A 23026-nucleotide genomic window follows, 5' to 3' on the forward strand; every position below is an offset into this window, starting at 1 on the left:
GCCAATGAGAAGAGGCGTTGCGGGCCGCAGTTGTACTGAAAAGACAAAGCCCCACTCGTGGCAGAGTGGGGCAGGGTAGATGCAGTGCTATTCCACGCGTGGACGCCCTGCGTTTCGGTCGTTGTGGCCCGATGGTTGCACGGTTACCGGCTGAGCAAGGTGGAATGTCAGCAATGACTCGGGCCCGAGCTTGATTTGCGCAGCTTTGATTGCGGCTTGGGTTACGCCACCGGCACCGGCACCAACCGCTGCACCGATTCCGGCTCCCTTACCGCCTCCGGCAATTGCTCCGATGATCGCGCCGAGTGCGGCTCCGCCACCAACTTTCTCTGCCGTACCCTTGCCACGTCCATCAGTCTGCTTAGACCACTGATTCGAATGAATGGCGTACGTGCGTCCGTTGTAGGCGATCTTTGTGAGCTCAAGTGTCAGCAGTCCCGATCCCTTAAAGCGTCCTGCCGCGTGAACTTCAACAACGTGCCCGAACACATCGGCATCGGACGGAATCACTGTCTTTCCATCGACCTGTACAGGCGAGTTCAACGTCGCACGGAACGTGTCCCCGGGGTTCGACGTTTCGGAGTCCAGCGAATCGATCATACGAATCGCCAGCGCTGTTCCGTCCGGGATTGTGATTTTTGCCGGGGGTGGCGGAGGAACCGGAGCCGCGGGTTGCGGAGGCGGTACGTTCTGGGAATACTGCGGCTGACTATATTGGGCACCATTAGACTGATTCGCCTGTTGCTGCGCCATCATATCGGCCGGTGACCCATAGCCACTCTGTGCCGCTGTTTGGCTGTTATTGCGCTGTCCAACTGCGCTAGGCTTGCGAGCATTCACTCCGCGAGTGGAGGTCGCCGGTTGCGTCGCGGGCGGTTGGCTTGGCGCCGGTTGCGGATTGTTGTCCGCCACCGTCGGCGGTGCTTGCGGAGCCATGTTGTCGGCCGCCTGCACGGAAAGATTGTTGACCACGGTGCGCACGCCATTCACGTTGGCCGCGTCATTGGCGGCTGCGGTGCGCTCGGCCTCGCTGGCGACGGCACCCGAGAGAGTCACTACTCCATTGGCGGCCTGCACGGATATCTGCTTATTCCGAACTGCCTGGTCGGTGCTGATCTTACTTTGAATATCGCTCGCCACCTGGGCGTCGGTGCGCGTTTGAGCCTTGTTGCAGGCGGCAGTGAACAGCAGCCCTACAGCAAGAACGGTAGGAACAAGTAAAGTTCGAATTGAATTCGTCCTCATTCTCAAGTCCTCCTGACTTCCGAGGCTTCCATGAAAGTTGGATGCGATGGGCACGGCGAAGTAGCATAACCTAACTGAATCCCAACGGTTACAAATAATACCAACACGATTCTGGTCAAGAAGTAGCGGGCGAACGAAAGTTATACATTCCGGATCAACATTCGCAATCGAGAACAAGGCGCTGAAGCGGTGAAAAGAATGAGCATCCGGGTTACACTCGGGAAGTATGGCCGAGACCGAATCTGAACGCCCCTACATACTTTTTGACAACGTCAGCAAAGCATTTGGCGAAAAGGTGGTCTTGCGCGACGTGAGTTTCGACGTCAAGGCTGGCGAGACAGTGTGCATCCTGGGTCGAAGCGGTGTGGGAAAGTCTGTCTCTTTGCACCACATCATGGGATTTCTGAAGCCAGACAGCGGCCGTGTCTGGGTTGCAAATGAAGATATTACGGACTATCCCGAAAAAGAACTGGAGCGCATTCGCAAGAAGGTCACCATGGTATTTCAAAATGGTGCCTTGTTCGACTCGTTAACCGTTGGCGAAAATGTTGCGTTTCCATTACGCGAGCGCGGTGATCTGGATGAATCGCAGATTTATCAGATCGTGGACGGTCTGCTCGAAATGGTGAATGTCGGCGAGTATCGCGACCAGCTGCCATCAGGGCTCTCGACGGGCATGAAGCGCTCCGTGGCAATCGCCCGCGCACTGGCGGCACAGCCGGAAGCGATCCTTTACGACGAGCCGACCACGATGGTCGATCCTCTCACGGCTCACTTACTCGGCAGCTTGATTAAGAAATTGAAGTTTCAGCTAAAGCTTACGAGCATCGTCGTAACTCATGACATGGCACTGGCAAACAAAATTGCCGAGCGCATTGTATTTCTGCATGAGGGGCGAGTGATCTTCTTCGGCACGCCAGCCGAGATGGCGCAATCAAAACTGGAAATTGTTCGTGAGTTTCTGGAGCTGGATACGCTCGATCTCGACTACTGGCGGAGCCAGAACGGTCCCGTGGCCCCGCCTCCATCTCATTAACCTCAGAAGCCCTTCGCGACCAGTGTGCCTGTGTCCAGTCCCGTCTTCCGCTCTCGGGCAGTCCACTTCTCAAGGTATTTTGCGACGATATCGGTTTCGATATTCACCGGGTCTCCCTGCTTTAAAGTGGCGAGGTTTGTACACTCGATGGTGTGAGGAATAATGGCTGCCGAGCAGCGGAGTCCATCCAGCTTTGCCACTGTCAGGCTGATGCCCTCGATAGCAATTGACCCTTTGAACACAAGGTACTTCTCGAGTTCAGCCGTCACCTGCACGTGCAGCCAGAATCCATCCGAGTCAGGGATGCGCTCAAGAGCTTCCAACTGGCCCACGCCATCAACATGCCCTTGCACAATGTGTCCGCCAAGACGACCATGTGCGGCAAGCGGCAATTCAAGATTGACGATTGCTCCGGGCTTAATTCGCGAGAAGGACGTGCGCACCCACGTTTCGGGGGCAAGATCCGCTGCGAAGGATATCGGAGTGATGTCGAGCGCCGTGAGGCAGACACCGCTTACGGCGCAGCTGTCTCCCGTGTGCAGCTCTTTTGTGACGTTCTTCGCCTCGATGACAATTCGGCGATTCTCACCGTGCTGATCGATCCTCGAGATGCGTCCTACTTCTTCGACAATTCCAGTGAACATGAATCAGCTCCTGTCAGCCCTGCGGCCGGAGTGGTTGATATGGATCGCGCAGGTAAGCCTCTACTGCGAAGTCTTCTCCGAAGCGCTCTATCTTGATGTTGTTCGAGCGAAGGTCGCAACCTGCCGGCAAGCCTGTTTGTCCCGAGAGCCAGGGCACTGCGCCTACCGGACCAAAGATGCGGGGCGTATAGAAAAGCATTAGCTTGTCCACGAGTCGCGCTCGGAGGCATGCCCAATTTACGGCGGCGCCGCCCTCAACGAGAAGACTCGAGATCTGCTCGGTGCCGAGCATGGTAAATACACGATGCAGATCGGGGCGTCCTTCGTGCGGGGCTTGGTCGCTTGCAGGATCGAGTGTCTCAATCTCTACTTGCTGCACTCGCACGCCCCTCCCTTCAAGTGCGCGGCGTTTGTTTTCCTCCGCAAAGGAGCAGAACACAACGACATCGTCCTGCGCTGTCTCGACTACGCGCGATGTCAAGGGAAGCCGCAACCGTGAATCGAGAATCACACGCAAGAGCGGACGACGACGAGGGAGACCGCTTCGATCCGTCAGCAAGGGGTCATCGGCAATCACCGTCCCCACGCCGACAAGGATCGCGTCGGAGGCATGACGCATCTCGTGCACGCGACGGCGCGAAGCCTCGCCTGTGATGTATGTCGGGTTGTTCGAAGCTCCCACGAGGTGCAATCCGGATTCACGAGGGCCAGCGATTTTTCCGTCGAGCGACATCGCGGCCTTCAACGTCACGAAGGGAAGTCCAGTGCGAATGTATTGCGTGAAGCTTTCATTCAGGCGCTTTGCTTCCGCTTCGAGGATTCCAACCTCAACTTCGATACCAGCATCGCGCAGCTTGGCAAAGCCCTTGCCAGCCACGAGCGGATTCGGATCCTCCATGCAGCAGACCACTCGCGCGACGCCCGCAGCGATAACCGCATCGGCGCAGGGTCCCGTGCGCCCGACGTGCGAACAAGGCTCCAGGTTTAGGTACAGAGTGTTTCCACGGGCGAGCGGCCCGGCTTCTTCAATGGCCAATACCTCGGCATGCTTGCGCTCTGCGTAAATGTGAGTGCCGCTGCCGACTATGCGCCCTCGCTCGTCGACGATGACAGCTCCGACCATGGGATTCGGCGAGGCAAGGCCAAGCCCCCACTGGGCCAATTTCAAAGCCTGCTTTAGGAATAGTTCGTCTGCCGAGATCGCCATTGCTTACGAGAATAGCGAATCGACAAAGTCGACTGCGTTGAAGGGAATCAGGTCTGATTGTTTTTCGCCCACGCCGACATAGCGCACGGGAAGATTCATCTCACGGGAGATGGCGACCACCACGCCGCCCTTTGCTGTTCCGTCAAGCTTGGTGAGCACGATGCCGGTAACGCCCGCCGCTTCCGTAAAGACTTTCGCCTGCTGCAGTCCATTCTGGCCAGTCGTAGCATCCATCACCAGTAGCGTTTCATGCGGAGCGCCCGGTAGCACGCGTTGCGCGGTGCGATACATCTTCTCGAGTTCGGCCATCAGATTTAGCTTGTTGTGCAAGCGACCCGCGGTGTCCACAATAACGTAATCAATCTTGCGCGCCTTGGCGGCCTGTAGCGCGTCGAACAGCACCGCCGAGGGATCGCCTCCCGGACGCGTCTTGATCACCTCTGTTCCTGTACGCTCGCCCCATATCTCCAACTGCTCTATGGCAGCGGCTCGGAACGTATCAGCCGCCGCGAGTAAGACCGTTTTTCCCTGCGCGCGCAGGGAGTTCGCAAGCTTGCCAATGGTTGTAGTTTTCCCGACGCCATTGACTCCTACAACGAGAATGACCTCCGGCGGATCGGCGACTACCTTGGGCTTGCTTTCGGCTGCCGTATTCAGAATCGAGAGCAGTTCCTCCTTCAGCACGCGCTTTAATTCGGCTGCATCGCCAATCTGCTTGCGATTGACCTTCTCACGCATCGCCGTGAGGACTTCGGTGGTTGTAGTTGAGCCAAGGTCGGCTGAAATCAGCGTCGCCTCAAGATCGTCGAGCGTGTCCGCATCGATTTCCTTGCCGAAGCTGATGACATCATCGATGCGCTCGGAGAGATTGTCGCGCGTGCGGGTGACCGCCTGCTTCATGCGCTCAAAGAGCGATGATTTCTTTTCCTCGGGCTCTTGTAGGCTTCCAAATAGCGTCTGAATCATTACGTTCTCAATTATATCGGGCCGTGCAAGACATCCATTTCGCCCTACACCGGGTAAAGCGCGCGCTCCTGCGTCAGGGGACGGTTCATGAGATCGCGAATCGCGTCGCTCGGGTCTTTGCCGTTCTGCAGAATCTCATTCATCTGCTGGATGATGGGCATCTCGACCCCTACGGTGGAAGCCAATCCGACTGCAGCGCGCGTAGTCAGCACGCCCTCTGCAACCATTCCGTGCATTCCAGCGATGATCTCTTCCAGCTTGCGCCCGCGTCCTAACTCAACACCCACGCTGCGGTTGCGCGAAAGTCCGCCAGTACAGGTGAGCACGAGGTCACCCAGTCCCGAGAGTCCAGCCATGGTCTCCGCGCGTCCGCCGCAAGCGACTGTGAGGCGGGTCATTTCTGCCAATCCACGCGTGATGAGCCCGGCCATTGTGTTGTGGCCATATCCGATTCCATCAACCACGCCAGCCGCGATCGCGATTACATTCTTCACCGCTCCGCCGAGTTCCAGTCCGACGACGTCATCATTGCGATAAAGGCGGAACTTCGGATCGCTGAAAGCTTCCTGCACCTGCGCCGTCAGTTCGCTGTCGGAGGATGCAACTGTTAGCGTCGTGGGATCGCCCATCGCAACTTCCCGGGCAAACGTGGGACCGCTGAGCGCACAGAGGCGCGGCTGGAAGCCATCCTCGCCTGCGGCGAGCACATCGGTAATCACCTCGGTCATCCGCAGCAGGGTATCGTTCTCAATCCCTTTTGTCGCGGAGACAAGCAACATGTCATCGCGCAGGAATGGCTTCATCTGTTGCCACAGGCGCCGCACGTGATGCGAAGGCATTACGCTCAGCACAATGTCCGCTCCGGAGATCGCCTGCTCCAACTTCTGGGTGGCGTCGATCGTCTCGGGCATCGGACATCCGCTCAGGAACAGTTCATTCACATGCTTTGTGCGGATAGACTCGACGACTTCGTTCTCATATGCCCAAAGCGTCACCCGGTGAGCGCCGCCCCTTGCGAGTGCAATCGAGAGAGCTGTGCCCCAGGCACCGGCACCAATTACAGCGATTTTTGCCATTGAGACTATGCCTTTCTTGCGCCGAACCGGCTTTCTGTGCCGGCCAGGAGTCTTCCAATGTTCTGATGATGGCGAACAATTACGAGCAATGCCACGGCCGCGCACATCGCGAGGGCTGGAGCAGGGAACTGATCACCTTCAAGCCACCACAATGCTACGGGAAACGCTGCTGCGGCCAGAATAGAGCCAAGTGACACGTATCGCGTGAATATCACAATTGCGAGAAAGAGGATCACCGCTATCAGAACGGCCTTCGGCGCAATCGCCAGGAAAACGCCCAACCCAGTGGCTACTCCCTTGCCGCCCTTGAACCCGAGCCATACGGGGAACATGTGTCCGATCACCGCTACGAGCGCGGAAAACGTTGCCAGCGTGTGCAGTTGTGCAGGACTAGACGTGTGGGCAACGGGCAAGGTCAGCACCAGGAATACCGGCAACCAACCTTTAAGCGCGTCCAGCGCAAGGGTCGCGATCGCAAGACCCTTGCCGCCAGTGCGGGCCACATTGGTCGCGCCTATATTGCCGCTGCCAATCGATCGTACATCGATGCCTTGGAAGACTCGCACCAGTATGTAGCCGAAGGGAATAGAGCCAAGTAGATACGAAAAGATGGCTACGGCGATCAGAGTTGAAGAGTTCATCTCACATCCAAAACAAGTCGCTCATCCGTCCAGCGCAAAGCGCGCGAGCTTGCGGTAGCTTGCGCCGGCAGGCGACAACTTGCTCTCATACAAAAAGAATTCGCGCGCCGTCATTGTACCGAACTCTGGCGCGCGACTCGATGACACAATTTTGGGGATCTGTGCAAATACTTCGGACGAACGCTCTCCAGCTATGGGACGGGGCCGTCCCGACCCGCTCCGCGCCAGCGTCAAATGCGGAGAAAACTCACGCTCACCGGCAAATCCAAGCGGCTCCAATGATTCGTTCACTGCTCGAGCCAATCCGGCGATTTGGGTAGCATGAATCCCGGCCCAGAAAACTCGGGGTGCTTGCGAGTTCGGGAAGAAGCCCACGTTCGCCAGACGAACTTCGAACTGTTCCGCCCGAACACCACGAAGTCGATCAATGACCGGGGGCGCCGCGGGCACCTCGCCAAGAAACTTCAGCGTGATGTGATAATTGCTGCTCTTCACGAAGCGCACTGCTGGTAAGCGTGGCTGCAGCGTGCGGACATAGTCGTCCAGCTTCTGTTGGATCTCATCGTCGATGTCCAATGCAACAAACAGGCGCATAGCTATCGAAGCTTACGACGTAGCAGGTCTAGCGACAACTGGGTGGCATACCAGCGGATGCGTTCGCGATCCCCAGGGAACCTGCGCTCGACAACCTCGGTGTGTTTGCCATCGGCCAGGGCGATGTAAACCAATCCCACTGGTTTCTCGGGAGTACCGCCCGTCGGCCCGGCAATGCCGGTGATTCCGATTCCGATGGTGGTTTGGCATCGGTGCCGAATACCCTCCGCCAGTGCTGCGGCAACAGAGCGGCTGACCGCGCCATCGCTCGCAAGCAGAAGCGGTGGAACATCGCAAAACTCACGTTTTAGCTGGTCGGAGTACACTAAGGCTCCGCCAATGAAGTAGCGTGAGGAACCGCTGATCCGTGTAAGCCTCTCTGCCAGCAGTCCACCCGTGCAGCTTTCAGCTACGGACACAGTGGCTCCCCGCATTTGCAGGAAGTACCCTACAATCTGTTCAAGCGACTCGCCACCGGAAGAGAAAACTTCGTCGGCAAATTCATCCTCGAGCAACGATGCAAGCTTCTCGACCTTCTCTTCAGCTTCTTCCGTCGTAGCGGCGCGTGCCGTCAGGTGGAATTGCACTTCTCCAGCTTTTGCCAGAATCGTCGTTGCGATGTCAGGGAACTGCTTGTAAATCTTCGCAGCGCGCTGGTCAGCGGAGGATTCAGCCACCATGGCGATTTTCAATTCACAAGTGGCCAGGTGCTCTTCCGGCAGCACGAGCCTTAGCCTCTCAAAACAGTGGTCGTTGAACATGCCTTCGAGTTCAAACGGAGGGCCTGGAAGCAGGATGATGATTCGCCTTTGTCCTTCGTACGCCGTGTCGATCCACTGACCGGGAGCGCTGCCACGCGGATTCTTCAGCAGCTCGGCCCCTTGAATGTAGTCCGCCTGTTTGACGTTGTTTTCGGCAATGCGCATACGCAAGCTTGCGGCGCGAGCGTAAAGGGCGGCAACCATCTCGTGGTCGCGACGAAGTTCCACGCCGAGCGCTTCGGCAACGCACTCCCGCGTGAGGTCGTCCTCGGTGGGACCAAGCCCGCCGGAGAAGATCACGATTTGAGCGCGGGACAGCGCGGTTCGGCTTGCGTTCAGGAGATGTTCTGGACGATCGCCAACAATGGTTTTGAAGGTGACTTCTACTCCAAGCTCATTGAGGCGCTTGGTCAGGAACAACGAATTCGTGTCCTGGCGAAACGGGGTCAGGAGCTCGGAGCCAACGGCTACGATCTCAGCATTCACGTTTAACAGTGTAAACCGAAGAATCCACTGCGCATGAGATTACTCGAGGCGCACGTTTGGTCGGGTGGAATTAGCCATGTTTCGCGCCTCAGTGCGCGTCTTCTCTGCCAGCTCTTATGGGGCGGGTCGCAAGCATACCGCGCAGCCCAAGTACCGAATGGGAACTGCCGCATATTGCCCTGGGTACGGGTTTGAAAGTCCTCAGATCTCTGCGAAACAGAGGAACGAAGGGCTGTGCCCCGTCCGGCGTGTGACGGATGTCACACGCAAAAGAGAAGCGCGTCACCGAAAAAGCGAGCTGCAGCCCCTATTTTTAAAGCGGACAGAAAAGGTCCACTTTGTCGTACTCATTTATGCAACTTACCCGTGCCGCCGATTATGCCGTTCGCGTGATGATTCACCTGGTCAGCCAGCCAGAGGGCGCAGTCGTCTCCAAGAAATTACTTGCCCAAGCGGCTGACGCTCCGGAGAGCTTCCTTTCGAAGATTCTCCAGGCGCTCGCTCGTGCAGGACTGATTCAGACTCGGCGTGGTGTTGAAGGCGGATTCTCGCTTTCTGCGCGTGGTGCCGAGGCTTCCATGCTCGACGTTGTTGAATGCATCGACGGACCAATCGCCTTGAATATTTGCTTGACGTCTGGTGTTTCGTGCCGTCGTCAAACCGAGTGCGCGGCTCACGGGGTTTGGGTTCGCGCGCAAGAGGCCATGCTCTCGGTCTTGAAGCAAGCAAGAATCTCCGACATGAGCTCTGCCGGGGCAGAGTGCAACACCCGTGCCAATCTCACGCAGGTGACAGAAGGTGGGCCTGAGCTGTCGCCTCAGACAAAAACCAAACTTCGCACGCAATTGGCTTCGCTCGGAGCCGCGCGTACATCAACCCAGAACCAAATTACAGAAAATTAGTGGGGTGGACTATGGACTCCGCCGTATTGATACATCGACTACATTTCGCATTCACGGTTACATTCCATTACCTCTTTCCTCAGTTGACGATGGGACTGGCTCCGCTCGTCGTGGTGCTCAAGACCATCGGGCTGTGGAAGAACGATGAGCGGTACAACAAAGCAGCACGCTTCTGGGCCAAGATCTTCGGCATCAGCTTCGTCTTCGGCGTCGTCACTGGAATCCCAATGGAATTTCAGTTCGGGACGAACTGGTCGCACTTCTCGAAGTTCGCCGGCGGCGTGATTGGACAAACGCTGGCCATGGAAGGTACGTTTGCGTTCTTTCTGGAGTCTGCATTCCTGGGTCTCTTCCTCTTCGGAGAAAAACGCCTCAGCAAGGTGGCTCACTGGTGCACGGCCATGGCGGTATTTCTTGGCTCGTGGCTTTCCGGCTACTTCATCGTGGCGACCGATGCCTGGATGCAGCATCCAGTGGCATACCGTTCGACTGATGATGGAGCCGTGACGCTGACTAGCTTCTGGGGATTGGTTTTGAATCCTTGGGCTATCTGGCAATACGCGCATAACATGGCGGGAGCCGCTGTGACCGGTGCGTTTGTAATGGCCGCAGTAGGCGCTTATTACATCCTCAGCCTCAAGCATATCGAGCAGGGCAGAATCTTCCTTCGGGTGGGCGTTGTCGGTGGAATTATCTCCTCACTCCTTGTGATCGGTCCCACAGGCGATGGTCAGGGACGCAATCTGGCGACATACCAGCCAGCTTCGCTTGCTGCAATGGAAGCGCACTTCGATACCAAGACAGCTGATCTCGTCATCCTCGGCCAGCCCAATGTAGACAAGAAGACGATTGACAATCCTCTGGTCGTCCCCAAGGCGCTGAGCTTTCTTGTGAGCCGCGATTGGAACGCTAAGGTGCGCGGTCTGAGCGCGTTTCCGGAATCTGAGTGGCCCACAAGTATTCCGCTGTTGTACTACGCCTATCACATCATGGTTGGTCTCGGAACGATCTTCATGGCCATCATGGCGCTTTCGGGCATTCAGTTGTGGCGCAAAAAACTGCACGAAACCAAGTGGCTGCTCTGGGTGGTCATGCTCAGTTTCCCGCTGCCTTTTGTGGCCAATACGGCCGGCTGGATGACGGCTGAGATTGGTCGCCAGCCATACCTGGTTTACGGCTTGATGCGTACGATCGATGGCTTCTCGAAGTCCGTTTCGGCCTCGAATGTCTGGTTCACTCTGCTCGGATTCCTCGGGATGTACACGTTGCTGGCGATTCTGTTCCTCTTCCTTGTGCAGAGGGAAATCGCTCATGGGCCGGAGCATGTTGAGGCCGTTGAACCCGCTCGCGTTCTGGGCGGAGAAGCCGCTATCGCGGGGAGGAACTAACATGGGATTTCTCTGGTTTGCAATTATCTCCGTCATGCTCGCCTGCTATGTGATCCTGGACGGCTTTGACATCGGCGCCGGTGCTCTCCACCTGTTTCTCGGCCGGACCGACGAAGAGCGCAGGAAGATCATGCGTTCCATTGGCCCGGTATGGGATGGCAACGAAGTTTGGTTGCTGGCGACTGGCGGCGTCCTGTACTTTGTGTTTCCGCAGCTCTACGCCTCAAGCTTCAGTGGATTCTATCTTCCGTTGATGATGGTTTTGTGGCTGCTGATGATGCGTGCTATCGGTCTTGAGTTCCGTGCCCACATCAATGACAGCATCTGGGCCAGCTTCTTCGACGCTGTCTTCTCCATCGGAAGCTTGCTGCTGGCAATCTTCTACGGCGCGGCGTTGGGCAACGTGGTACGTGGCCTGCCCCTCGGTGCAGATCACTATTTCTTCCTGCCGTTGTGGACCAACTGGCGCGCTGGTTCCAACCCCGGCGTCCTGGACTGGTACACCGTGCTCTCAGGAGTTGTTGCCCTGGTGGCGCTTTGCGTTCACGGTGCCAACTACATCGTGGTCAAGACAGACGGTGTCCTGAACGAGCGAGCCCGCAAGACGTCCCTCGTGCTCACTCCGGTATTGATTGTTCTCACGCTGCTTAGTCTGTTCGCAACGCTTTCAATCCATCCAAACCTCGTTGCCAACTACAACGCACTGCCCATCGGCTACGCGATTCCGGTACTTGTTTTCGCCAGCCTGGTTGCGGTCATCGTATTTCAGAAGCGTCGTCAGGAGGTCGCCGCATTCGTTTCCGGCGCGCTGTACCTCGCTTTCATGCTGGTTGGAGCCGTGTACGCTCTGTACCCGGTCATCCTTCCCGGCATTGATCCGCAGTACAGCCTTACGATTCAGAATTCGATTACCGCCAGCTATGCTCTGCAGATTGGGCTTCGTTGGTGGCTCTTCGGTATCGTCATCGCGATTGGATACTTCGTGTTCCTGTATCGGATGTTTCGCGGAAAAGTGGTGGTGGAACCTCACACAGGGTACGGAGATTGAGAGCTGAATCTCCCACTACAAAGGCCGCCTTCCAATAGGCGGCCTTTCCTTTAGTTACAGGGAATGCCTTCGCTTTGGATCCTCCTCAGTGTTCTGTTTTTCCAGCACCTTGCGAATCTCCGTTACAAGTTGGGCCGGAGGCAACCCTTTCACAAGACAGAGGTCGGCGTTGGATGTTACTTCTTCCGGAAGGCTGAGGTATGCCGATAGGATAATGATTGGCTTATTCGGATCGATCTTGCGGAGAGCTCGAGCCACCTCTCCTCCGTGCATTACGGGCATCATGTAGTCGAGCAGGACGGCATCGACGTCGTTTGCGAGGAAGAGCTCAATCGCAGTTGGTCCGTCGCCTCCGGTGATCACGGAGAACCCTGCCAATTCGAGCAACTTAGCCCTGACCATCAATCCAATTGGCTCGTCATCTACACATAGGATCGTTTGGCGTTGCAATATTGCTTTCTGTTCCACGGTGATTGTTCCAGCGGGTATTCGATTAGCTTGGGGTGAAACTCTATTACCAACCCCAATTTCTTGTTATGGTTTCTGCGTTGGACGAAGAATTATCTCGCTAACGAAAGATTCCGGCCGCTGAGATACCAGCATTGCTACCGCATGTGCCACGTCAGCAGGGGTTAGCATCTTCTCCATATCTCGCCCTTTATGCTCGGAGAAGTCAGTATTTACCGAACCAGGAGATACTACGCTGACCCGGATATTGAATAAGCGCAATTCCTCCGCCAACGAATAGCTCAGTCCATTTAGCCCCCACTTGCTCGCCGAGTAGATCGCACCATTCGGGAGCGGATTTCGTCCAGCAATCGATGAGATATTGATGATGTGGCCTCGTCCTAGTTTCACCATTCCGGGAGCAAAAGCCTTGACCGTATAGAACACCGCCCGAAGATTGGTGTTCATGATGCGACTCCAATCTTCTTCCGTACAGTCCAGCAGCTTTCTGTTGGTCAGGCCGACTCCGGCGCAATTCACAAGAACTTCCGGGGTGCCGAGCTGGGCCTCGATTCCGTGTGCGACTCGTTCCACGTCCGCATGCCTCTCAAGGTCGCACACTTCTTGGAGGCAACGGCCTCCCGTGGCGGTGATCTGATCGGCAACAGTTTTCAGAGCTCGCTTGTCGCGACCCAGTATGACTGTCGTAAAACCCAGTTCTGCGAGTCTTATCGCAATGCCTGCTCCGATGCCGCGGCTGCCACCTGTTACCACTGCGGTTTGGGATTGGTCTGAGTCCGTCATTTCGAAGTTCCTCTTGCTGATTTCTGATATCGAAAACTAGTATTTTGAATGGCGTTTGTAGCGGTGCGTTCAGAAAGGCTGCTGTTCGCATCCAAGGTGCTCGCGGGCGGAACCTTATGCTGTTAGGATGCTTGCCTTAACTGCCTATGCGTCCCTATAATCGCGTTCTCAGCGCAATGCATGAGTACGCTGACGCGAATACCGCCTTCTGTTGTATCCGGCAGCGGCCATTTGTACATCTTACGGAGCGGCTGTCGTTGTTTGTCGCAGATTCCGCATAGTTCTTAAGGAGCAAGAGAATGAAGAAGTCCCTTATTGTGTTGTTGCTTGCTGCCGCCACCGTGGCAGCGCAAGCGCAGGCCGCCCCTGCGGGACAGCAGCAACCTGCGCCGGGAGCACCCGCTTCAGGAGAGCAGCAGAAGAAAGTCATTCAAGACCCTAACGAGTACAACGCATATGTAGCCGCGGTCAACTCTACGGATCCGGCACAGAAGGCTCAGCTCATGGAGAGCTACCTCCAGACCTATCCAAATTCCGTGATGAAGGAAGACGGACTGGAACTTCTCCTCAAGACCTACCAGCAGATGAACAATGCTCCTCAGATCAAGGCGGCTGCGCAGCGCTTGCTCCAGGTGAATCCTAACAATCTGACGGCTCTCGCGCTGCTGAGCTATCTGGATCGTGCCCAGGCTCAGGCCGGCGGCCCTGATGCCGCAACTGCCCTGCAGGAAGCCGGACAACTTGGCAGCCGCGGGTTGCAGGCTCTCCAGAGTGCAAACAAGCCTGAAGGCTACACCGACGATCAGTGGAACCAGATGAAGACCTCATTCCGTGTGATCTTCCTCGGATCGGTCGGACATGCTGCTCTGCAGGCCAAGGATTATCCCACGGCGCAGCAGAACCTGAAGGAAGTCGTTGTCGCGCAGCCCACCGATGTCAACAGCATCTATCTTCTGGCTTTGTCCTATCTCTCCCCGAAACCGCCAGTGGTCGATGGACTGTTCTGGATTTCACGCGCCGCTGCACTTTCTAATAATCCGCAGCTCCTCTCCTACGCCAAGAACCAGTACATCCGGTATCACGGCGGAGATGCTGGATTTGACTCGCTGCTGAATACCGCGAAGACCGAGGCAATGATTCCCGCTGGCTTTACGGTTGCTCCGGCACCGTCGCCTGCCGATCAGGCCGCCGACATGCTGAAGAAGAGCGCTCCGGAAAAGCTCTCATTTGCCGAGTGGCAGTTCATTCTGACCAGCGGCAATCAGCAGGCGAGTGAGCAGGTGTGGACTGCCATCAAGGGCAAGCCAGTGCAACTTGTTGCGGTGGTGATCGGCGGCGGACGTGACTCGCTGAAGCTGGCCGGTAGCCAGGATGACATCGAGGCCAAGAAGGCTGACATCACTCTTACACTGAAGGAACCGCTGCCAACCACTCGTGTCCCCAAAGCTGGTACGCAGGTCGTGGTGCAGGGAGTTCCCAGCCAGTACACGGCGCAGGGAGATACTTTCGACCTGACCTTTACCGATGGCCAGGTGCTGAAGGGATTGCCTGAGGCCGGCAGCACAGCGAAAAAGCCCGCAGCAGGCGCGCGCAAGACTCGCTAGGAAGCACGCTTCGAAAACAGAGGACGGCGATCATTCGCCGTCCTTTTTGCTTGCTCCTCGAAAATCCCTACCCAAAATGTTCGAGCCGCTCCAAAGAGCGGCCCGTTGTACTTGGATATGATGGCTATTAACGCGCTACCTTCTTCTCCATCGCGACTGGGCGCTCGCTCTTGGGCGGACGCCTTGCACCTGCGCGTACGGCACGAACGTCGAGCTCGAGCTCGGCTATGGTGCGGCTCAGAGTATTGCGATGCATCCCAAGCTGTCGAGCCGCCTTGCATTGGTTCCCATTGTTTTGCTCCAGCACTGTGAGAATGAACCGCTTTCTAAACTCACGCACCGCCTCTGAATAGAGGATGCCGCTCTGGTACATCTGCGATATAAGAGCCTCAAGTTGGTCCTTCACCGAGGGCCTCTCTTTCCTAATATCTATGAATATAAATTTGCTTCAGGACTGGCCTTGCCAGCCGGGTACTGATACTTCAATGAATTGGGCCGTTACAACACGTCGGCCTTGTGGTGCTCTGCATCGCCAGAGTTTTCACGTTTTTGATCCAGCGTCTTCAGACCATCACGAAACTTGTGTTTAAAGTCACCAGGACCGGCATAAATTGCCGCACGCCCCGCGACCAGAAAATATTGCGCAAAACTGGATTTTGCCAGTGCGGTTGAGGAGGGCAGAAAGCTTGCCATTACCATCACCAGCACCATAACCACCAGCGCACCGCGCACAAACCCAAACACTCCACCAAGCAGTCGGTCAAACCAGCGAAGACCCACGCTCTGGGTGGCCCATCGCGCTATTCGCCCCGCCACTCCGGCCAGAATGACGATGGCGACGAATATCAACAGAAATCCCGCGCCACTTGCAACCACGTCATTCTTGACGTAAGGCGCGATGTATTTCGCCGCCACGGGGTATTCCCAGGCGGCGATCAGATATCCAAAGACCGTGCCGACCAACGAAAACAGTTCAAACACGAACCCCTGCGCTGCGGCATGGACTGCCGATAGCACCAGGATTCCAGCGATCAGCCAATCCAAGCCGTTCATCGTTTAGCCTCGGGGCAGATCTTTGCCCGTCAGACGACGATAGGCCTCCACGTACTTTTCACTGGTGTTCTTCTGTACTTGTTCGGGCAGAGCCGGCGCTGGCGGTTTCTTTTCCCAGCGGATCTCCTCCAGGTAGTCGCGCACATACTGCTTGTCATAACTCAGTTGCGCCTTACCTGGAGCATAGCTGTCAGCAGGCCAGAAACGTGACGAATCGGGGGTCAGAACTTCGTCAGCCAGAATGATTCCATTCGCCGTGTGACCGAATTCAAACTTCGTATCCGCGATAATGATGCCCTTTGTCGCGGCGTAGTCGGCTGCCTTCTTGTAGATCGAGAGGCTCAGCGTGCGTAGCGTCTCGCTATCGGCAGAGCCGACGTGCTTCACCATTTCGTCAAACGAAATATTTTCGTCGTGCCCGCTTGCGGCTTTCGTTGCAGGAGTGAAGATGGGCTCCGGTAATTTATCGCTTTCACGAAGTCCCTTCGGCAGTTGTATCCCGCATACGGCACCTGTCTGCTGATATTCTTTCCAGCCCGAGCCCACGAGATATCCGCGGACTACACACTCCACCGGATACATATCAGCTCGCACCACCAGCATCGATCTTCCGCGCAACTCGCGCTCGTACTTCTTTAGCGGTTCCGGATATTGATCGACGTCGGCCGTTACCAGGTGGTTGGGAACAAGGTCCTTCAGGAAATCAAACCAGAACAACGAGAGCTGTGTCAGTACTCGCCCTTTCTCAGGGATTCCCGAGGCAAGGACATAATCAAACGCAGAGATCCGGTCCGTGGCGACGAAGAGCAGACGCTCGTTATCGACACGATACACGTCGCGAACCTTTCCGCTGGCATGAAGTTCAAGGTCAGGGAAGTCGGTCCGAAGAAGGATATTGTCGGTAGATTTAGTAGTCACTGTCGTTTCGAACGATTCGAGAAACGATTCTAAACAGTGGGCCGATTTTGTCAATGTAGCTTTTCGGTCGCTGATTTCTGAAGGAGTTAGCTGACACGACCGGCGGAAGGAATCTTCGCAACGTCAGTAAACACGCGGGCGTCAGCGTGCATCGCCGTTAGGCGTTGTCGTCGAAATTTGTTACGAATGCTGAACCACATTCTCACGCTTTGACGCAACCGCATCGGCTAAACATGCAATAGCTCGACATCACGGGTAGGGAGAGTGTGAGCGGACTGGCGCTCATCAGTCCGAAAGAACCTATGCCGTTGCGGCTTGTGGTTGCTCCTGCTCAGCTCCGAAACGCACGCTGACAATCCGCGAAACGCCGGGTTCCTGCATTGTTACACCGTACATAACGGGAGCCATGCTCATCGTCTTCTTGTGGTGAGTGATGATGATGAACTGCGTTTCCAGGCTCATCTCACGCACCAGTTCGCCGAAGCGCGTCACGTTCGCTTCATCGAGTGGTGCATCTACTTCGTCGAGGATGCAGAACGGTGCCGGCGCGAATTGGAAGATGCCAACCAGCAGTGACAATGCCGTTAATGCCTTTTCCCCGCCCGAGAGCAGCAGCACATTCTGCAGTTTCTTGCCCGGAGGTGAAGCAACGATATCGATTCCGCTTTCCGCGCTGTTCTCCTCGTCCGTCAGCTTCATCCATGCCTCTCCGCCACCGAATAGCTTCTTAAAGGTTCGGGTGAAGTTTGCATTGATGATCGCAAAGGCTTCGTTGAACTTGCCGCGCGAGATCTCCTCGATTTCCTTGATCGTGTTGTGCGTGTTCTCGATCGAATCGAGCAAGTCCTTACGCTGGGTCTCGAGGAACTCGTGGCGCTGTGCGGTTTCCGTGTACTCTTCCAGCGCCATCATGTTCACCGGGCCCATGCCTTCGAGGCGAGTACGCATGTCGCGATAGCATGCTTCGGTGGCCACCAGCTCGTCACCACTCTGATGCACCAACGACTGGTCGGTCAGGAGTTCTTCGCGAGTCTGGCTTAGTTCCTGCACGCAGGTTTCAACCAGATGCTCAATATCGCTGCCGGTCTTTGCGGCTTGTGCGCTCAGTTCGCCACGGCGATCGCGCACTTGGTCGAGTTCTTCGCGAGCGGACTTCAACTCCAACTCGATCTCAGCGAGGCGCGCGCGAACCTGCTCGCTCTCGGTCGCCAGTTCCTTCTCTCTCGTTTCGGCCTGTTCGCGTTCGCTTTGCCACTCGATCAGTTTCGATGCAAGCAGTTCGTTTTCCTGCTCGCGCTGAGCTTTCTCCGCGGCTGCGCCCTCCAGTTGAGACTGCAGGGAGTTGACGCGCTGATTCACTTCCGCAACCATCGACTGAATTCGCGCCAGCGATGCGGCGGAGGCACGACGGCGTTCTTCCAGTCCTGCGACGCGTGCCATGACTTCACTCGCCGATTGGGCTGCTGCATCACGGGCCATGCGTAACTCAGCTACGTGCTCTTGTGCGGCACTCATCTGTGCCTCAAGCTGGAGTCGCTTTTCTTCCTGTTGCTCCAGCTCATGGCGACGCTCGTCGATGAACGCCTCACGGCTCTGGCGTTCGCCGCCGAGGCGCTGCAGTTCGCGCTCATATCCCGTGATGCGATCGCGCACCCGCGCCATCTCGTTTTCGAGTTGACGCAGGCTGTGTCCGCTGGTCATCACCTTCTGTTCGGAATCTCTGCGCTCGGTCTCAAGTTGATCGAGCAGCAATGTGAGCGACTGAATCTCACTGCCCAGCAGTGCGACCTTTTGTTCCTGCGCCGCGAGCGAGCGTCCGAGGGCTTCGATCTGATGCTGCACCTCGCGCAGTTCGCGCTTCATTTGCAGCGGACCTTCCGCCAGCTTCTTGCCGCCCGTGACGGTCACGTTGTGAAAACATTCGCCAGTCAACGAGAGATAGAACGCGTCTGGATTTTCAAGTGCGAGCGCACGTCCGGTCTCTGCATCAGGGACAATGTAGCCATTGCCGAGCTTGGGCAAGATCACTTCCAGGGAGCTGCCAAAGTTCTCCGGCACGCGGATACAATCTTTTAGCGGAATCACGCGGTCCTCGCGCAAATGCCTCCGCATGTTCTCATCGAACACGAAGCTGAACTTCGCTTGCGAATCGTCGGGATGCACAAGGAATGTCGCGCGCCCCTCAACATCGCTGCGCAGAAGGTTCAATCCTTCGTTGGCCACATTCCACGATTTCACCACGATGAAGTTCAATTCATCTCGCAGGAATTCGTCCACCACGCCTTCGTACTTGTCTTCGACGTCAATGAAGTCTGCAAGAACGCCAACTGGAGTGCTGTCGCCCTTAAGTTGACCCGAGCGCAGCAGCTTGCGCACCGACTCCGTGGAGAAGCCGTGTTCCTTGATCACCGCTTCGAGCGATGCGCGTCGGCCCTGCAGCTTTGCCGACTCCGAACGCATCGCATCCAACTGCTTCTTTGCTTCCACCTCAGCGGCACGCTTCTCGGAAATCTGCGTACGAGTTTCAGTCAGCCGTGCAGCAATTGCCTTCGAGCGTTCCGTCGCTGACTCAAACTCCAGGCTTATCTGCCCGCGCTGTCCGCCGAAGGATTCAACCTGCTGATTGGCGGAATTCAATTCCTGTTGGAGCCGTTCGGTTTCACGCTGCAGAGCAGCGATGCGTTCTTCTGCTTGCGTAATCCGATTACGTACAGCAGACGCTGCATTGATGGCGTCAAACATCTGACGGCGCTGCTGTTCCTGACTGCGTTCCACTTCCATCAGGCGCTGCGCGGCTTGTTGCGACTCCGCTTGGCGCTGATTGCGCTCCTGCTGCGCATTGGCAACATCGGCCGCCGCGCTCTCGAGCACCTGCTGATTCGCGGAAAGTTCATCTTCCAGTCGCTGCAGTTGAACGCTCGCACTGCTCGCTTCCGCTTCGGCAGCAGCAGCTCTCGCGGTGAGTTCAGCGCAGCGCTCCTCGTTATTGCGACGGCGTGCTGTCGCGCGCTCAATTTCGAGGCCCACCTGGTTCAACCGCTCGCGCATTTGCTTCGCTTCGGAGTCGACAGCATATCCATGCTGCGTGCGCTCTGCGAACTCAGCATCCATCGTCTGGACGGCTTCGCTGCGGGAGTGCAGCTCTTCTGTGAGCTGGTTCAGTTCCGCTTCGAGTTTCTTCGCCTGTGCCTCGAGTTCGGTGAAGCGGCTGGCGAGGACGATGCGCAGTTGACCACGCATCTCATCACGCAACTTGGCATAGCGTTCAGCTTTTGCAGCCTGGCGCTTCAGCGAATTCATCTGGCGCGTCACTTCGTCGAAAATATCGTTGATGCGGGCAAGGTTCTGCTTCGCATCCGCGAGGCGCGCTTCAGCCAGCCGCTTACGTGTTTTGAATTTAGTGATGCCAGCGGCTTCTTCGATAATGTTGCGGCGATCCGTCGGCTTCGAGCTGAGAATTTGCCCGATGCGACCCTGCTCAATCAGCGCGTAGGACTCTGGCCCAAGGCCCGTTCCCATGAAGATGTCCTGAATATCGCGCAGGCGGCACAGCTTGCCGTTGAGCAGGTATTCGCTCTCGCCGCTGCGGAACAGGCGACGCGTTACAGCAATTTCGCCCTTCTTGAATGTCGTCTTGAACTTGCGGCGTCGAATCTTCAACACTACTTGCGTGCCGCCGGCAGCACTAGCTTGACTACCTTGGTCCCCGGAAGCCGTAGCCTCCGGAGACACAGAGGAAGCTCCGTCGTCTGCGGAAGACGACAGAGAAGACTCCTGGCTGTCTGCGGGTGCAGCGCCAGGAGTGGCGGCGGAAAGATCGTTGACGGATGCGCCTGCTGCCGGAATTTCGATTTCATCCGTTTGGCCGGGACGCACCTCGTCGGTGTATTCCTCCACATCGCGCTCGCGTTGCGCGCGCAGCGAAGCCTCATCCCAGTCCTCGGGCATTTCATCCTGAATATCAATTACGGGCGCGTCGATTTTGCCTTCGTACACCTGCGGATCGACCAGGTGCAGGGTCACTTCAGCCATGCCTGTGGGCTTGCGTTCGCGCGTGCCGGCAAAGATCACGTCCGTCATGTGCGCGCCGCGAAGGCTCTTTGCGCTCTGCTCGCCAAGTACCCAGCTGATAGCGTCGGAAATGTTTGATTTGCCGCAGCCGTTGGGGCCGACGATGGCTGCAATGCCGTCACCAGGGAACCTCAATTCGGTGCGGTCGCAAAAGGACTTGAAGCCCAGGATCTGAAGCTTTTTCAGTTTCAGCAACTGTGTACTCCTTGCGCCCGGATCTCGCCTCCGGGTCTTGTTCTCGCGCTCGCCGCCTGGCCTAAATGCTGCCTCCGCAAATCGGCGGTCTGCTGGTGTAGTAGGGACGGCTTCGGCTGGAAACTGCCCCGTGTGCCCTTGTTGCGATCCGGAGGAACTGAGACCCATTCCGGAGCCGTTCTGGGCACTGCGCGAGTGGTGGCTGGTAACTCGGTGTCCCGAACCCTCCGGGCTTTTCAGCGGGGAGGTCCGCCTCGCAAGTTGATGCCACTCTACCGAGCGCCCAATGGGGGAGTCAAGAGACAAAACCCCATTTGTTGTGTACGCCTGTGTAAAAACCCCATATGTGCACCTGGATTGCAGCAACATACGCCAGCACTGCACAATTACATGTGCAGAACGGGATTCGCACAGAACACGTCGCACAACAAAAGTGTGTGGGAAATAGGACCGCGGGAGAACTACCGAGCCCCTCCAGCTTAAGTGGAGGGGGGAGACAACGCAAGAAGCTGGAAATTCAAAAGCCCGGATTTCACCGGGCTCGTCGAGTGAACTACCTAGATTATTGTTCGCCTAAGATGGAGAGGAAGCGAACGATAGATTCAATCCCTTTGTAGAAGTTGGGAATGTGGAACTTCTCATTCGGTGCATGAATGTTGTCATCGGGCAAGCCGAGTCCCATCATCACCGACGGAATTTTCAGATCGTTACGGAATTGTCCGACGATAGGAATGGAACCGCCCGAACGCGTGTACACCGTATCTTTCTGGAAGACTTCATGTAATGCCTTGTTCGCGGCCTTGATGTAGTCGTTGTCCGTGCTGACCACAACGGCCTTGCCTTTTGAGTGCACCTTGATGTTTAGCTGAATGCCTTTGGGCTTGATTGAGTTCACGTACTTCGTGAACTTCTCCAGTATGTCGTCGGGATTCTGATTCGGCACCATGCGCATGGAGATCTTGGCCGAAGCCTTAGCCGGGATCACTGTTTTCGCGCCTGTTCCCGTGAAGCCGCCAGGCATGCCGTGAACTTCAAGAGTCGGGCGCGCCCAAGTGCGATAGAGAACCGAGTAATCCTTCTCGCCTGTCAACTCGGCGGAACCAACTTCTGTTTTGCGATAGTGCTCCTCATCGAAGGGCAGCGATTTCCATGCTTTCAATTCGTCATCGGTCGGTGCGACCCAGTCATCGTAGAAGCCGGGAATCAGAATGCGACCGTTTTCATCCTTCAACTTGCTGATGATCTCGCACAACGCAAACAGCGGATTGGGAGCAGCGCCTCCATACACTCCCGAGTGCAGGTCTGTGGCGGCACCTCGCGCTTCGATCTCCGTGTAAAGCATTCCGCGCAGTCCTACGCATAGTGTAGGCAGGTTGTGCGCAAACAACTCCGTGTCGCAAATCAGCGCGACATCTGATTTCAGCCGGTCGCCATGCTCGTGCACAAACTTCTCAATCGCTTCGCCGCCGACTTCTTCCTCGCCTTCAAACAGCACTCGCACATTTACCGGCAGCTTGCCGCTTGCCGCAAATAGCGATTCGAGAGCTTTGATCTGCATCCAAAGCTGACCTTTATCATCCACCGCTCCGCGTGCATAGAGATTTTCGTTACGCTCAGTCGGCTCAAACGGAGGCGAAACCCATTCATCCAGCGGTTCAGCGGGCTGCACATCGTAATGAGCGTAGAGCAACACCGTCGGCTTGCCTGCGGCGTGAAGCCAATCGCCATACACGAGCGGATGTCCAGCGGTCTCGATCACCTCCACATTCTCAACCCCGATGCGCTTCAACTCTGCCGCAACAAATTGGGCGGCCTTGTCGATATCACTCCGATGCTCCGGAAGAGTGCTGATGCTGGGAATGCGAAGGAGGTCTTTCAACTCTTCGAGAAAGCGCTTTTCGTTTTCCTTGGCGAATGAGATCGCAGGCGATGCCATGATA

The 23026-nt window shown here is 56.5% G+C and carries 20 protein-coding genes; 5 read left to right on the forward strand and 15 right to left on the reverse strand.

What is annotated here, in order from left to right; translation table 11 throughout:
• Positions 1-87: 87 nt before the first annotated feature.
• Complete coding sequence (locus AC6IY8_RS05765) at positions 88-1245, reverse strand: BON domain-containing protein (protein WP_497777772.1); 1158 nt, start codon at positions 1243-1245, stop codon at positions 88-90.
• Between the two features lie 226 nt (positions 1246-1471).
• On the opposite strand from AC6IY8_RS05765, the gene AC6IY8_RS05770 reads away from it, so the two are divergent.
• Positions 1472-2281 (forward strand): ABC transporter ATP-binding protein, encoded by an 810-nt coding sequence (locus AC6IY8_RS05770; RefSeq protein ID WP_497777773.1) that lies wholly within the window; start codon positions 1472-1474, stop codon positions 2279-2281.
• A 2-nt stretch (positions 2282-2283) separates the two neighbouring features.
• Here the strand turns inward: AC6IY8_RS05770 and AC6IY8_RS05775 are convergent, their stop codons facing one another.
• Genes AC6IY8_RS05775 through AC6IY8_RS05805 form a run of 7 tightly spaced genes read right to left on the reverse strand, consistent with a single transcriptional unit; the run spans position 2284 to position 8656 of the window.
• Positions 2284-2925 carry a riboflavin synthase gene (locus tag AC6IY8_RS05775; protein WP_497777774.1) on the reverse strand — a complete coding sequence of 214 codons (642 nt, stop codon included), beginning with the start codon at positions 2923-2925 and terminating at the stop codon, positions 2284-2286.
• Positions 2926-2938: 13 nt separating this feature from the next.
• Positions 2939-4132, reverse strand: coding sequence for a bifunctional diaminohydroxyphosphoribosylaminopyrimidine deaminase/5-amino-6-(5-phosphoribosylamino)uracil reductase RibD (gene ribD, locus AC6IY8_RS05780; protein WP_497777775.1), 1194 nt, complete (start codon positions 4130-4132; stop codon positions 2939-2941).
• Between the two features lie 3 nt (positions 4133-4135).
• A complete protein-coding gene (gene ftsY, locus AC6IY8_RS05785; protein WP_497777776.1) occupies positions 4136-5098 on the reverse strand; it encodes a signal recognition particle-docking protein FtsY in 963 nt (320 codons plus the stop codon).
• Between the two features lie 44 nt (positions 5099-5142).
• Entirely contained in the window at positions 5143-6174 is a 1032-nt protein-coding gene (locus tag AC6IY8_RS05790; protein ID WP_497777777.1) for an NAD(P)H-dependent glycerol-3-phosphate dehydrogenase, read from the reverse strand.
• 5 nt (positions 6175-6179) lie between these two features.
• A complete protein-coding gene (plsY, locus tag AC6IY8_RS05795) occupies positions 6180-6815 on the reverse strand; it encodes a glycerol-3-phosphate 1-O-acyltransferase PlsY (RefSeq protein ID WP_497777778.1) in 636 nt (211 codons plus the stop codon).
• Positions 6816-6836: 21 nt separating this feature from the next.
• A complete protein-coding gene (gene thpR, locus AC6IY8_RS05800; protein WP_497777779.1) occupies positions 6837-7409 on the reverse strand; it encodes an RNA 2',3'-cyclic phosphodiesterase in 573 nt (190 codons plus the stop codon).
• A 2-nt stretch (positions 7410-7411) separates the two neighbouring features.
• The gene (locus AC6IY8_RS05805) at positions 7412-8656 is read right to left on the reverse strand and encodes a competence/damage-inducible protein A (RefSeq protein WP_497777780.1); all 1245 of its coding nucleotides are present in this window, start codon (positions 8654-8656) and stop codon (positions 7412-7414) included.
• Positions 8657-8994: 338 nt separating this feature from the next.
• Between AC6IY8_RS05805 and AC6IY8_RS05810 the strand changes: the two genes are divergently transcribed.
• Genes AC6IY8_RS05810 through cydB form a run of 3 tightly spaced genes read left to right on the forward strand, consistent with a single transcriptional unit; the run spans position 8995 to position 11994 of the window.
• Positions 8995-9558, forward strand: coding sequence for an RrF2 family transcriptional regulator (locus tag AC6IY8_RS05810; RefSeq protein ID WP_497777781.1), 564 nt, complete (start codon positions 8995-8997; stop codon positions 9556-9558).
• Between the two features lie 11 nt (positions 9559-9569).
• A complete protein-coding gene (locus AC6IY8_RS05815; RefSeq protein WP_497777782.1) occupies positions 9570-10946 on the forward strand; it encodes a cytochrome ubiquinol oxidase subunit I in 1377 nt (458 codons plus the stop codon).
• A gap of 1 nt (position 10947) precedes the next feature.
• Positions 10948-11994 (forward strand): cytochrome d ubiquinol oxidase subunit II, encoded by a 1047-nt coding sequence (gene cydB, locus AC6IY8_RS05820; RefSeq protein WP_497777784.1) that lies wholly within the window; start codon positions 10948-10950, stop codon positions 11992-11994.
• A 54-nt stretch (positions 11995-12048) separates the two neighbouring features.
• Here the strand turns inward: cydB and AC6IY8_RS05825 are convergent, their stop codons facing one another.
• Both AC6IY8_RS05825 and AC6IY8_RS05830 read right to left on the reverse strand, forming a co-directional pair.
• Positions 12049-12462, reverse strand: a complete 414-nt coding sequence (locus AC6IY8_RS05825) for a response regulator (protein ID WP_497777786.1) — start codon at positions 12460-12462, stop codon at positions 12049-12051.
• 66 nt (positions 12463-12528) lie between these two features.
• Positions 12529-13245: an SDR family oxidoreductase gene (locus AC6IY8_RS05830; protein ID WP_497777787.1), complete on the reverse strand. Its 717-nt coding sequence runs from the start codon at positions 13243-13245 to the stop codon at positions 12529-12531.
• A 299-nt stretch (positions 13246-13544) separates the two neighbouring features.
• Between AC6IY8_RS05830 and AC6IY8_RS05835 the strand changes: the two genes are divergently transcribed.
• Positions 13545-14849, forward strand: a complete 1305-nt coding sequence (locus tag AC6IY8_RS05835) for a hypothetical protein (protein WP_497777788.1) — start codon at positions 13545-13547, stop codon at positions 14847-14849.
• A gap of 127 nt (positions 14850-14976) precedes the next feature.
• On the opposite strand, the gene AC6IY8_RS05840 is transcribed toward AC6IY8_RS05835, so the two are convergent.
• From AC6IY8_RS05840 to AC6IY8_RS05860, 5 genes are all read right to left on the reverse strand, one after another.
• Positions 14977-15255, reverse strand: coding sequence for a helix-turn-helix domain-containing protein (locus tag AC6IY8_RS05840; RefSeq protein ID WP_497777789.1), 279 nt, complete (start codon positions 15253-15255; stop codon positions 14977-14979).
• A gap of 92 nt (positions 15256-15347) precedes the next feature.
• Positions 15348-15902 (reverse strand): CvpA family protein, encoded by a 555-nt coding sequence (locus AC6IY8_RS05845; protein ID WP_497777791.1) that lies wholly within the window; start codon positions 15900-15902, stop codon positions 15348-15350.
• 3 nt (positions 15903-15905) lie between these two features.
• Entirely contained in the window at positions 15906-16820 is a 915-nt protein-coding gene (locus AC6IY8_RS05850) for a phosphoribosylaminoimidazolesuccinocarboxamide synthase (protein ID WP_497777792.1), read from the reverse strand.
• A 300-nt stretch (positions 16821-17120) separates the two neighbouring features.
• Positions 17121-21086, reverse strand: coding sequence for a chromosome segregation protein SMC (gene smc, locus AC6IY8_RS05855; protein WP_497777793.1), 3966 nt, complete (start codon positions 21084-21086; stop codon positions 17121-17123).
• A gap of 562 nt (positions 21087-21648) precedes the next feature.
• Entirely contained in the window at positions 21649-23022 is a 1374-nt protein-coding gene (locus AC6IY8_RS05860; RefSeq protein ID WP_497777794.1) for a dipeptidase, read from the reverse strand.
• Between the last annotated feature and the right edge of the window lie 4 nt (positions 23023-23026).

Source organism: Koromonas soli, assembly GCF_059726265.1.